Genomic DNA, 12224 nt, shown 5'->3' on the forward strand with positions numbered 1-12224 from the left:
TACCATTGGGAATTGGGCTACAAATTGGTCTGATCATTTTTAGATCATATCGACTGCATAATAAGAGCCGTGTGAATTGAGAGGTTCACGCACGGTTCTGGGAGAGGTTTAGGGGTGCAATTCCCCTTTACCTACTCGACTGGCGTGTCGTTTTTATGTTAGTATTTCACTAATAACTTCAAATATTTTTTCAAATTCAGAAATATTGAACTCATTAAAATCTTCTTTTCCGTTTAAGATTTTTTCAGCGAAAAGACTTTTAGAGTGAGCTAAACTTTTTCCATTTACATCTATTATTCTTTCTACGTCTTTACAATAAATCCTTTTGTCATTTTCTTCATCTTCTTTTGGTTCGCCAAGGATTCTTATTTCAGAGTTAGCTTTATTGTTAGTTTTACTTTTGATAATTAATTCCTCTACTTCGTTTGTAAAAAACAACCTTGTGGTGTTTGTCTTATCAAGAGTTTTGATTTCTTCATCAGTGTAATAGAATTCTATGGAAATTTTATTATAATTTTCTCTGTGGTCAGGTTTAGGAATACAAAATGAATAAACTGAATTTCCCCAATCTTTAAAATTCTGAGTATCACATCCCATTTGCTTGATGATTTTATCATCATCACGGTCGAATATGCAAATAATTTTTCTATCGTTTTTTAATTTTGAAGTTTGCTCACACAGTGATTTCAAATGACTATCGCCCATTTGAATTTCTTCCTCATATTCTAAAAAGTCAAAGTCTAAATCTTTAAACTTACCTTGTTCATTTAATTTATTCAGGGCATTTTTTAAATGTTTCCAATCTGTTTTTCCTTCTGTTATAACCAAGGGCTTTGTGAGATTTTTTAGTCTTTCATTTACGGTATTTAAAGTTACCTGTAATTCATTAAAACCAGTGACGAATATGTTATAAGCACTTTTCATTTCGGAGAAGTCATTCAATGCTATACTATTGCCAAACGGCAAGTTTATCAAATCCCAATTTTCTTTAAACTCATCTTCCATTCCATAAAGAAAAAAGGGTGAATGCGTAGTTAAAATGAATTGAACACCAGAAAATCTTTTTAATAATTCCGGTAGAATTGATTTTTGAAATTCAATATGCAGGTGTAGGTCTATTTCATCAACTATAACTATACCTTTTACATCATTTAAATTTCTTACTTGTGCTCCCAAATCGTCATATTCCTTTAGTAACGCAGTGAATAAAGCAAGCAACATTGCTTCTCCAGATGAAATGTGAGAGAATGAAGGTGAAACAGTAAATTCTTCACCATTTTGTTCTTTTATATGAATTGATATACTTCTTCTATTTTTTGCTCCAATACCAATTCGAGCTGATTGAAGATTAGGAAATTTGCTTTTGTAGATAATACCCAATAATTCGTTAATGAGTTTTATTATATCATTGTTTTTGCCATTGTATCCAACAAAAATCTGAATGCCGTTTTGACCATTGATTAGAATTTTTTCATAAATTTCTCTATCTAGTAAGCAATCAAGAATCCAAGTCTCTACTTCTTTGATGACATCATACTTAATAATATTTTTATCTGACTGGTCAAGAAACTTTTCTTTAAACGAAAAGCCAATGTTTGTGTCTTTATTTAGCCAAGCAGGATGGTCATATCTGCTGTGAGGGAAAAATGAAATAATATTTTGACCAAATGAATCGAGTAAATCTTTATCGGATACCTGACAATTTTTGTAAAAACCACTTTTGACAAATTTACCGTCAGTCGCTCCTTTTAAATTTAAACCGCCATATTTAGATATGTAATCTACGTTGCTTATTCTTGACATTAAATCAACATAGTTGGCAGTTTTTCCATCGTTTTCAAACTGTATTTCAATATTAGAATAATCTTCTCCGTATTTTATATAGTCCTTCTTTCCAACTTTCAAATATTTATTCTGTTCAACTTCCAAAAGGTCTTTAAACTTTTGCCTTTTTAATTCAATTAAACCGTCTAAAATATTACCTAGAAGAAGTGTTTTTCCAGAACCGTTTTTACCAATAAAAACAATTGGTTTAGGATTGCCATTATCATTAAAATTTGGTGTTACGTCCAAATTCGATATTGGTCCATAATTCTGAAATTTTATTCTTTTTATATACATTCGAATATTTTCTGTAAGTTTCTCTTATATGCACGCCAACATTTGAGCATGTTGCATAGTGCAACATACCTGACTTATGGCAATATTTAATTTTCCACTAAAGGCCAGATCAGTGCTTGCCGTCCGATAAAAATAGCAACTATTTATGATGTTATTATGATAATGTTTATTAAAAAGCAAGACCTGGATGGTATTCATTGTTTTTACAGAAAAAGAATAGTAGTAAAAATCAATTTTAGAATTGATTTTCGTCATTTTGTTTTCGGATGGGTGGGTCTAATTTTAATCCGTAGAAAATAAATATTTAACCATTTAATTTTTTAAGAAAATGACACTTATAAAATCAAAACTTCCGGATTGGACCAGTCTTACGGATTTTTTTGATGACGATTGGTTGAAAAATCGTTTCAAACATTCTGACTGGGCTCCAGCTGTCAATGTAGTTGACAATGAAAAAGACTATGAGATAGAAGTCGCAGCTCCCGGATTGAAAAAAGAAGACTTCAATGTGACCGTTGAAAATGGTATTTTAACCGTGAGCGGTAAAACTGAAAAGGAAGAGGAAGAAAAAGACAAGAATTACACGCGTAAGGAATTCAGTTCTAAATCTTTTGTTAAAAATTTCACTTTGCCGGACAATATTGAGGAGGATAGCGTGGTGGCGAAGTATCAGGATGGTGTACTGAGTCTGGTACTCAACAAATCGAAGAAAGAATTGCCGCAGAAGAAAGAGGTGAAGATAAAGTAGCACCATAAACAACAACCTGGGGCAGACTTGTCTGCTTCAGGTTGATTTTTTTACAACAATAAAATCAGTAATCATGAATAAGTCAGGAATATTTTCCAAAAGCTATGATATACATACTGCCAATTGGCAGGATTTGTATTTGATGACAGAACAATGGAAAGATGACATGGATTTTTTTAAAGATGAACTACATTTTTTGCATGACCTTATTGGCAAGTATTTCATCTGGATGACTAAAGGTGAGGTACTTTCCAAAGTACAGCAAATGGACAATCATATGGCTGAAATTACCAAGCAGCGAGAAATATTGTCAGCCAAAATTGATAAACACCTGGGGAATCTGGGTATGATGATAGAGGATGCATTTCGTCGGGATCATCAGATTTTCAGGGACGAACATGCTACTTTGGAAGACTCTGTCAATGCTTACTTTAAAGCTTTCAGAGAAGTGAAAAAAGAAGTTTTTGCCATTGCAAAAGATGTGATGAAAAGTGAAAAAATGCAAAAAATGATGAGTCTGCCAAGTCATTGACGGCATGATTTTTTTTCGGATTCATTCGTTGATTGGGGTATAAAGTCTAAGCTTACTTAGTGTGTGGTTTTGTCTGTTTGAAAAGACATATAATTCCCAGATTCCTGACTGTCGTTAGGTAGGTATTCTGGGATTTGCTCAGGAAACGGCAATAGATGTATTAGTAAGGGGTGTCGGGACACCTGCCTGACGGCAGTCAGGAATCCGGCAATTGCTCAAATCTTTGAAATCTCATTCCTATACTAAAAAAAATGGTAAATCTTCTATCATTCGAGGTTCAGAAATATATCCGGTTCAGGACGGTCTGTAGAAAACGCTATACCATCAAATGATTTGTTGTACCTGATATCGCCAAGTGTATCGTTTACCCATTTGTATCCTATCATTTCCGTTGGTACTTTCAGTCCTCCGGTATTTCCCCATTTGCTAATAACTATTGCATTGTATTTTTCGGCATTGGCTTCATTGAAGTAGGTCACGGAGAAATTGATCATTTTGAGTATGTTGCTTTCGCTATCGAACCATAAAATGTATTGGTCTTTGGATGCAGTACCTACTCCGTCCCTAAAAGTAATTTTCACTCTGTTGTATGTTGTGCCATCCATTTCACGAGGTTCCAGTTCCTCCTGAAGGGCTCCATCATCGGCAGTCACAAAAGGGAGAGAAAAGAAATAGAATCTGAGGTTGTGGAAAAACCTTGGGTTCTTGTTGGGGAAGCTGTTTTCATCGGGATAGATACTTATGGAATCTGCGGTAAACCCTATTTTGTATTCACCATTTTTTTCCATTCGTTCGTTTCTATTCTTAAGGTCTATTATGTGCAGGACAGTATCTTCACCCGAAATTTCATTAAACCTAAGTGTGCCATAAGTATTCCACTTGTCAAGTCCGCCATGTGCAGCCAGTCCCTTTTCGAATGTTTCCGGAAAATGTTTGGTTTCCTTTTCAGGTATATGCTGTTTTACAGGGCTTTGACAGGCTGCCAAAGCACCCAACACCAGCAAGATTATTATTATGGATTTCATATCGTTTTAAAATTATATTTCCAATTGATAAAAGCCAACTGTACAAAGATGGTGAACTTAACGGTGTAAATATCTCGATTCCTTTTGGTATCACTTGTCATCTGCAAGGCATATTATTTGTTTTTGGAGATTAAAAGGGTACATTATTTGATGTTACAGGAAATTTACCTGAATATGCAGTCAAATTTGAATAAGGTGATTTTTTAAAGCGGAATTAATAATAATTAACCTTATGACAAGTTCTATCAAGGTGAGCCCGGAATGGTTTTGTGATTTGAGAAAAAGGTAATGCCTAAGTATTTTTTTGTTTTTTTAATTTTCATTTTTTTTATTACTTCTTGTAAACTCAACAAGTTGTACAACCAGACTGTAATTGATGAGCAGGAGTTTTCTTCTACCATTCAATTCAAAAAGCTGGCTAGTGGTCATATTGTCATTCCTGTATTTATTGGTGGTAATGAATATTCATTTTTGCTGGATACGGGTACTCCCAATATGGTGTCGAAGGAGTTGGCTGAGGAATTGAAGTTGGAACATGTCTATCACCAGCAATACATCGACTCTCAGGACAATAAACTCGCTTTGTCACTTTCTGTAATAGACGAGATTGTCATAGGAGGGGTGTCTTTTCGAAATAATGCTACGACCATTCACAATTTTGACAAGTCACCTCCGACCATCAGATGTTTGAACATTTCAGGTGTGGTTGGTGCCAATCTGATGAAAAGTGCCATTTGGACATTCGATTTTGAAAGAAATACTATCACCATAGCCAACGCTAAAAAGGAATTCCCGGAAGGGGAGGTGTTAAATTTTAAAACCGGGTATGCAGGTACGCCTAAAGTGAAAGTGAATATCAATGGTGTTTCTGATGGTAAAGCTTATATAGATTTTGGAGCCAAAGGATTTTACAAGACTTCTGAAAAAACGTTGCATAAGTTGTGCCGTGATAAGAATAAGCACAAGTGTAGCATCACATCAGGTCATGGCAGTATAGCTTCCGGTGCGTTTGGTTATGAAAAACCTGACAGTTCACATATTGCGCTGGTGCATTCTTTTTCAATAGGAAATGAAAGTCAGGTGGCATTGAAAAATCAACTGATCACTATGTCCAATCATTCAGAAAAGCTGTTGGGTCTGGATTGTTTTGAGAATTTTACTACTACAATCAACTGGCCTGAAAGGAAATTGATATTGTCCGAAAAAGCAAAACCGGAGGAAATAGATTCCTATAATTCTTTTGGCTTTAGAGTTATCTACAGGGAGGAGAAATTGTATGTGGGTTTTATATATAATAATTCTCCGGCAACCAAGGCGGGGTTGCTGTTGGGAGACCAGATTGTCAAGATCAATGAGTTTAATTTTGACCATTCTAATGAGGATAAGTTTTGTTCATTTTTGAATTCAAAGACCCTATCTACTACCAATCAAATCAAATTGACTTTGCTTCGCAATGGTCAGCCCACAGACATTGTCCTTGAGAAAAAGGATTTGTTTGAAGGCACACAATCAGGTGAGGTTAACTAGCAGATAAAAACAAAAAATAGATTTGCTTCTCGACAAACCTTTTGTAGAGAATCTGTGTCCTAATACTTGTAAACCTAAGTCATAAAATTAATCCAATTAGAATTATTTACAGATGGGTAAAAATATTGCGGACTCAAATGAGTTATTAATCCAAACAAAAAAATGTATGCAAAAGACACTTATAATCCTTTTTAGCTTTTTAGTGCTTTCAGGCTGCTACCACAATGAGAATGCTGAACAAAATCTTGCTATGGATGAAGCATCTTATGGGGGAAGGATGGCAGCACCTGAAGTACGACAAGCTAAGATGATGTCGCAGGAGCAGCAAGCTCCGGCTAAAAAGATCATAAAAACGGGAAATCTTACACTCAAGGTGGAGAGCACCAAAGAAACTTATCAGGAAATTTTATCTATGCTGGAAAAGTCCGATGCATACATAGAAAATGAAAACCAGTCCACACAAAGCGACAGGATCAACTACAACCTCACTATTCGCGTGAACAAACAAAATTTTGATGAACTTTTCAACTCCCTGTCAACCCAATCCGAAAGGGTGGAAAACCGCTCAATCAATGTGGAAGATGTAAGCGAACGCTACTATGACCTGGATACAAGAATAAAGAATCAGCAAGCATTGGAACAACGGTATGTCAAGTTGCTTGAGAAAACTACCAGCATCAAGGAAATACTGGAAATAGAAAGGAATCTAAACGAGATCAGAACAGAAATAGAAATCAAGCAGGGGCAATTTAACTACCTGAGCAAAAAAGTAGAATACAGTACCATCTATGTGAATTTCTATGAAGTGTTGCCTTACACCTATGATTCGGAAGCCCGCCCTGGTTTTGTTGCCAGAATAAAAAAATCTATAAGCGATGGTTGGCAGGGATTCTTGTCCGTCTTGATCGGAACGATTGGCTTATGGCCTTTCATTCTGGCTTTTGTAGTGATAGTGTATGCGGTGAGAAAATGGAGGAAGAGACAGTCTTAAAACAGGAGTTTAGGAACTGATTGAATAAAGCAAATAAAAAGCGAAAGAATTTCTCCTTTCGCTTTTTCGTTTCTTGAACACCTTACAGGTTTCAAAAAAACTGTAAGGTAGGTATCATTTAAATATTTTTAGCCAACCAATCTCCCACTTCTGAGGTTTTGTAAGCCTTACCTGATGTGATGTCTTCAGTCACATATTCTGCTTCCAAAGATTTGTTCACTACATCTCTTACAGCCTGTGCCTCTTCTAACAAGTCAAGAGACTCCAGTAACATGGCTGCTGAAAGTACTGTAGCCAATGGGTTGGCAATGTCTTTTCCTGCCGCTTGTGGATACGAACCGTGGATAGGCTCAAATACTGAAGTCTCACGACCTACAGATGCCGATGGCAACAATCCCATAGAGCCAGTGATTACAGAAGCCTCATCAGAAAGAATATCGCCAAACATGTTTTCGGTCACCATCACGTCAAATTTCTTAGGCCACTGGATCAACTGCATCGCTGCATTGTCCACCAACATGTAATCTGTTTCTATGTCTGTGTATTCTTTCTCAACCCTTTGTGCTACTTCTCTCCAAAGTCTGGATGAACTGAGTACGTTGGCTTTATCTACTACTGTTACTTTTTTATTTCTCTTTCCGGCGTATTGATACGCCAATTTCAAGATTCTTTCAATTTCTTCTACCGTATAGACACAGGTATCAAAAGCTGAAGTCAAATCTTCTGATCTGCCTCTGGCTCCAAAATAGATGCCACCAGTTAATTCTCTTATAACCACCAAATCAACATCCTGAACGATCTCTCTTTTCAATGGAGACTTGTCAATCAATGAAGGGAAAGTGGCTACTGGACGGATGTTAGCATACAGTCCAAGCTTTTGTCTCATACCTAGCAAGCCTTGTTCTGGCCTTACTTTGGCTGAAGGATTGTTGTCGTATTTCGGATCTCCGATAGCACCAAAAAGTACGGCATCAGAATCCAGGCATACCTGATGGGTTTCATCAGGGTAAGGATTGCCAGTTTCATCAATGGCTATTGCACCCACAAGTGCTCTGGTATAGTTAAAGTTATGACCAAATTTTGCTCCTACAGCATCCATTACTTTGATTGCCTGCTCTACAATTTCAGGTCCGATACCGTCTCCGGCCAAGACTCCAATCTTAAAATCCATATTTGTTTATTTTTTGTTTTCTATAATGTTCAACATTTTGATGGTTGCTTTGATGGCAGCAACAGTTTGATCAGGATCCAGCCCACGGGTCTTAAATTTCTGACCATTTTCCCATGTAATAGTCGTGATCACCAAAGCATCGGTATTTCCTCCCGGAGGAATATGAACTTCGTAATCCACGAGTCTTGGGAGTTGACGCTCCAGTTGGTCATAAATCTCTCCTAGAGAATTCATGAATGCATCATACTGTCCATCACCTGAAGCAGTTTGCTCATATAATTTTCCATCAATTTCCACCGACAGGGTAGCCATAGATTTTAAGCCCTGAGCAACAGATAGTGAGTAGTTTTTTATTTGTACTTTTGATTCGACCACAAGGGTACCGAGTACATCTTTGATGATAAAGGGCAAATCTTCTTTGGTGATAGATTCTTTTTTGTCACCCAGTTCGATGATTCGTTGGGTCAGTTTTTTTGTTTCTTCCTTGCTCAGTTCTATGCCCAGTTCATCCAGGTTTTTCTGGATACTGGACTTTCCAGACATTTTTCCGAGAGCATAAGTGTATGTTCTTCCGAATCTGGCCGGTTCAAGAGCTGTTTGGTATAAATTATCTTTGGAATCACCATCAGCATGGATGCCACTTGTTTGTGTAAATACAAATTCTCCGATCAATGGTTTGTTTTGGGGAATCCTGACTCCTGAAAATGACTCCACGACTTTACTCACCTTGTAAAGCTTCTTTTCGTCAATGTTCAAATCCATTTTCAGATGGTCTTTCACCACACCGATCACACTGGATAAAGGTACATTTCCTGCTCTTTCTCCCAATCCATTTAAAGTAGTATGGATGCCGTGAACACCAGCTTTTATTGCTTCAAAAGCATTGGCAGTCGAAAGGTCGTAATCGTTGTGGGCATGGTAATCAAATTTCATGTTTGGAAATCGATTGACCATGTCTTCACAAAACCGACCTGTATCTCTGTGGTTGAGTATTCCAAGCGTATCTGGCAGCATGATCCGTTTAACGCTTGTCTCTGACAGTCCTTCTATGATTTGGTACACATATTCAGGAGAGTCGATCATACCATTTGACCAGTCTTCGAGGTATATATTCACCTCTATTCCCATGTCATCGGCAATAGCAATGGTGTTTTTTATATCGTTGAGATGCTCTTCCGGTGTTTTTCTAAGTTGTTTCTCACAATGCTTCAAAGATCCTTTGCACAGCAAATTATCAACCTTTCCACCAGCATCCTGAATCCATTTTAATGAAATGTCTCCATCAACAAATCCGAGTACTTCCACTCGGTTTAGGTATCCGTTTTGTTTCGCCCAGTCAAAAATCTTTCTGGCTCCAGCGTATTCTCCATCAGAAACCCTCGCCGAAGCGACTTCTATCCTGTCAACTTTCAGTTCCTCCAGCAAGAGTTGGGCAATACTCAATTTTTCACCTTCTGTGAAGGATACGCCGGAGGTCTGTTCTCCATCTCTAAGAGTAGTATCGAGGATTTCTATTGCCATTGTGAAATTTCAGATTCAAATAACACTCGGGAGAAGAATCTGATTAAAAAAGATTGTATGTTAAATGTTTTTATATTAAAGTGGTGTGTTTTCAGCAAAAGCCTGAATTTCACTTTTGATGTTTTGTAAGTAGTCGATATCATCGAAACCGTTCAACATATTACCCTTTTTGTAGCCATTGATGTCAAAGTTTTCCTGCTCTCCGGTAGCCACAATCGTAACTGTCTGATCAGGAAGGTTTACTTCAAATTCTGCTTTTGGATCGGCTTCTATTGCCCTGAATATTTTCTCAGCAAAATCAGCACTTACCTGCACTGGCAATACTCCGATGTTGAGGCAGTTGTTTTTGAAAATGTCAGCAAAAAAGCTTGAAATTACACATCTGAATCCATAATCATAGACTGCCCATGCAGCGTGCTCTCTTGAAGATCCCGAACCGAAGTTTTTTCCTCCCACAAGGATTTTACCGGAGTAAATAGGGTTGTTTAAAACAAAATCCGATTTTGGAGATTCGTCATTGTTGTATCTCCAGTCACGGAATAAATTATCACCAAACCCCTTACGCTCAGTTGCCTTCAAAAATCGGGCAGGTATTATTTGATCTGTATCCACGTTTTCTATTGGCAATGGTACAGCAGTACTTTTTAATGTTTCAAATTTATCGTAGGCCATAATTTAATTGCTTTGCGCAAGACGTTAAACGCCGAACGCTATTGTTCATATTTTATTTATCAAATTGTTTAAGCTCCGCCTGACCATGTTTACCTTATCAAACAGTACTTCATATAATTCTTCTTTCAAATAATTTAAATCCTTTGAAAGAATCAGAAAATACTCCAATTCTGAAGCGGATCCTCTGGCAATTACAAGGTATCTTTTAAATTCTGAATCACTTTCCCTTCCGCAACCTTCAGAGATATTTGAAGGTACCGAATAGGCTGCCCTTCTCATTTGACTGACCATACTGAATTTTTCTTCTTCAGGAAATTCTTTGGTGACCTTATAAATGGAAAGAGCCACTTCATGACCCAGCTCCCAAACCTTGTATTTTCTATAATCTCTCAAAGCGTATAGCGAATTGCGCTTAGCTCTAAGCGATTAAATCCCTCGGATCAGTTACCTTGCCCATTACGGCACTGGCGGCTGCCACTAGCGGACTAGCCAAAAGTGTTCTTGAACCAGGTCCTTGCCTTCCTTCAAAATTTCGGTTGGAAGTACTTACAGCAAGTTTGCCAGCCGGAACTTTATCATCATTCATAGCCAAACAAGCAGAACATCCCGGCTCTCTCAATTCGAATCCGGCTTCATGGATCACGTCCAACAATCCCTCTTCCTTGATAGCAGCCTCTACTTTGTGTGATCCAGGAACCAGCCATGCAGTGACATTATCGGCTTTTTTTCTACCTTTGATGATAGAAGCAAACGCCCTAAAATCTTCGATTCGACCATTGGTACAACTTCCTATAAAAACGAAATCAATAGGTTTTCCAATCATTGAATCTCCTTCATGGAAATCCATGTAGCTCAAGGATTTTTTGTAAGTTTCAACTCCTCCTTCTAAATCTTCTGCTTTAGGGATATGTTTTGAAATTCCCATTCCCATTCCAGGGTTGGTACCATAAGTGATCATTGGCTCAATGGAAGTGCCATCAAAAGTAAATTCTTTATCAAAAACAGCATCATCATCTGTTTTCAATGTCTCCCAATAGGTCATGGCCTTGTCCCACGCTTCACCTGCTGGTGTAAATTCACGTCCTTTTATATAATCAAATGTCTTTTCATCGGGAGCAATAATACCACCACGAGCACCCATTTCGATGCTTAGGTTGCATACAGTCATACGACCTTCCATGGTCATATTTTCGAATACATCACCAGCATACTCTACAAAGTAACCAGTCGCTCCTGAAGTTGATAATTGTGATATGATGAATAGTGCCACATCTTTAGGTGAAACTCCTTTTTGTAGTTCACCATTGATATTGATTCTCATTTTCTTTGGCTTAGGCTGCATGATACACTGTGTCGCCAATACCATTTCTACTTCGGATGTACCAATACCAAAAGCAATGGCACCAAAAGCACCATGAGTGGAAGTGTGAGAATCTCCACAAACGATCGTCGCTCCAGGTACAGTAATGCCATATTCCGGGCCTACTACGTGTACTATGCCGTTCTTTTCATGTCCCAATCCCCAATGGCTGATTCCATGCTCTTTAGAGTTTTCTTCCAACGCTTTTAGCTGGTTGGCCGAAAGTGGATCCTGAACGGGAAGGTGCTGGTTTATAGTTGGTGTGTTGTGATCTGCAGTTGCAAATGTTCTATCGGGATGAAGTACCTTTATTCCCCTATTTTTTAATCCTAAAAAAGCAACGGGGCTGGTTACTTCATGAACCATGTGCCTGTCAATAAAAAACACGTCTGGTCCATCCTCAATCTTACGAACCACGTGCGAATCCCACACTTTGTCAAATAATGTCTTACCCATGATTTATTTTTCCTTGAATTTGTATCTTCTAAATATTTACTGTCATTTATTAGCAAATGACTTCTAAATGGGCGGCAAAAATAGAGATTTATTGCCAATC

General features: G+C 37.6%; 11 protein-coding genes. 4 read left to right on the top strand and 7 right to left on the bottom strand.

The window, feature by feature from the left end:
- Window positions 1–153: 153 nt before the first annotated feature.
- Entirely contained in the window at window positions 154–2121 is a 1968-nt protein-coding gene (locus tag AAOP42_RS03040) for an AAA family ATPase (protein WP_349526985.1), read from the bottom strand.
- A 328-nt stretch (window positions 2122–2449) separates the two neighbouring features.
- Here AAOP42_RS03040 and AAOP42_RS03045 point away from each other — a divergent pair, with 328 nt between their 5' ends.
- Together AAOP42_RS03045 and AAOP42_RS03050 are read left to right on the top strand one after the other, a co-directional pair.
- A complete protein-coding gene (locus AAOP42_RS03045; RefSeq protein WP_349526986.1) occupies window positions 2450–2869 on the top strand; it encodes an Hsp20/alpha crystallin family protein in 420 nt (139 codons plus the stop codon).
- 73 nt (window positions 2870–2942) lie between these two features.
- A complete protein-coding gene (locus tag AAOP42_RS03050) occupies window positions 2943–3401 on the top strand; it encodes a hypothetical protein (protein ID WP_349526987.1) in 459 nt (152 codons plus the stop codon).
- Window positions 3402–3667: 266 nt separating this feature from the next.
- Here the strand turns inward: AAOP42_RS03050 and AAOP42_RS03055 are convergent, their stop codons facing one another.
- The gene (locus AAOP42_RS03055) at window positions 3668–4426 is read right to left on the bottom strand and encodes a DUF6503 family protein (protein ID WP_349526988.1); all 759 of its coding nucleotides are present in this window, start codon (window positions 4424–4426) and stop codon (window positions 3668–3670) included.
- A 288-nt stretch (window positions 4427–4714) separates the two neighbouring features.
- Between AAOP42_RS03055 and AAOP42_RS03060 the strand changes: the two genes are divergently transcribed.
- Together AAOP42_RS03060 and AAOP42_RS03065 are read left to right on the top strand one after the other, a co-directional pair.
- Window positions 4715–5953: an aspartyl protease family protein gene (locus AAOP42_RS03060; protein ID WP_349526989.1), complete on the top strand. Its 1239-nt coding sequence runs from the start codon at window positions 4715–4717 to the stop codon at window positions 5951–5953.
- A 166-nt stretch (window positions 5954–6119) separates the two neighbouring features.
- Complete coding sequence (locus AAOP42_RS03065) at window positions 6120–6944, top strand: DUF4349 domain-containing protein (protein ID WP_349526990.1); 825 nt, start codon at window positions 6120–6122, stop codon at window positions 6942–6944.
- Between the two features lie 118 nt (window positions 6945–7062).
- On the opposite strand, the gene leuB is transcribed toward AAOP42_RS03065, so the two are convergent.
- The 5 genes from leuB to leuC form a co-directional block, all read right to left on the bottom strand.
- Window positions 7063–8115 carry a 3-isopropylmalate dehydrogenase gene (gene leuB, locus AAOP42_RS03070; protein WP_349526991.1) on the bottom strand — a complete coding sequence of 351 codons (1053 nt, stop codon included), beginning with the start codon at window positions 8113–8115 and terminating at the stop codon, window positions 7063–7065.
- Between the two features lie 6 nt (window positions 8116–8121).
- Complete coding sequence (locus AAOP42_RS03075) at window positions 8122–9636, bottom strand: hydroxymethylglutaryl-CoA lyase-like TIM-barrel protein (RefSeq protein WP_349526992.1); 1515 nt, start codon at window positions 9634–9636, stop codon at window positions 8122–8124.
- Between the two features lie 75 nt (window positions 9637–9711).
- Window positions 9712–10308: a 3-isopropylmalate dehydratase small subunit gene (leuD, locus tag AAOP42_RS03080; protein ID WP_349526993.1), complete on the bottom strand. Its 597-nt coding sequence runs from the start codon at window positions 10306–10308 to the stop codon at window positions 9712–9714.
- 45 nt (window positions 10309–10353) lie between these two features.
- Window positions 10354–10701, bottom strand: coding sequence for a four helix bundle protein (locus tag AAOP42_RS03085; RefSeq protein WP_349526994.1), 348 nt, complete (start codon window positions 10699–10701; stop codon window positions 10354–10356).
- 25 nt (window positions 10702–10726) lie between these two features.
- Window positions 10727–12124, bottom strand: a complete 1398-nt coding sequence (leuC, locus tag AAOP42_RS03090; RefSeq protein ID WP_349526995.1) for a 3-isopropylmalate dehydratase large subunit — start codon at window positions 12122–12124, stop codon at window positions 10727–10729.
- Window positions 12125–12224: the final 100 nt, after the last annotated feature.

Source organism: Reichenbachiella sp. MALMAid0571 (genome assembly GCF_040151475.1).
In the GTDB taxonomy this organism is placed as follows: domain Bacteria; phylum Bacteroidota; class Bacteroidia; order Cytophagales; family Cyclobacteriaceae; genus CAXBNB01.

Coding starts and splice junctions, on each gene's coding strand:
- AAOP42_RS03040 (WP_349526985.1), bottom strand. CDS start 2,121: ATGTATATAAAAAGAATAAAATTTCAGAATTATGGACCAATATCGAAT.
- AAOP42_RS03045 (WP_349526986.1), top strand. CDS start 2,450: ATGACACTTATAAAATCAAAACTTCCGGATTGGACCAGTCTTACGGAT.
- AAOP42_RS03050 (WP_349526987.1), top strand. CDS start 2,943: ATGAATAAGTCAGGAATATTTTCCAAAAGCTATGATATACATACTGCC.
- AAOP42_RS03055 (WP_349526988.1), bottom strand. CDS start 4,426: ATGAAATCCATAATAATAATCTTGCTGGTGTTGGGTGCTTTGGCAGCC.
- AAOP42_RS03060 (WP_349526989.1), top strand. CDS start 4,715: ATGCCTAAGTATTTTTTTGTTTTTTTAATTTTCATTTTTTTTATTACT.
- AAOP42_RS03065 (WP_349526990.1), top strand. CDS start 6,120: ATGCAAAAGACACTTATAATCCTTTTTAGCTTTTTAGTGCTTTCAGGC.
- leuB (WP_349526991.1), bottom strand. CDS start 8,115: ATGGATTTTAAGATTGGAGTCTTGGCCGGAGACGGTATCGGACCTGAA.
- AAOP42_RS03075 (WP_349526992.1), bottom strand. CDS start 9,636: ATGGCAATAGAAATCCTCGATACTACTCTTAGAGATGGAGAACAGACC.
- leuD (WP_349526993.1), bottom strand. CDS start 10,308: ATGGCCTACGATAAATTTGAAACATTAAAAAGTACTGCTGTACCATTG.
- leuC (WP_349526995.1), bottom strand. CDS start 12,124: ATGGGTAAGACATTATTTGACAAAGTGTGGGATTCGCACGTGGTTCGT.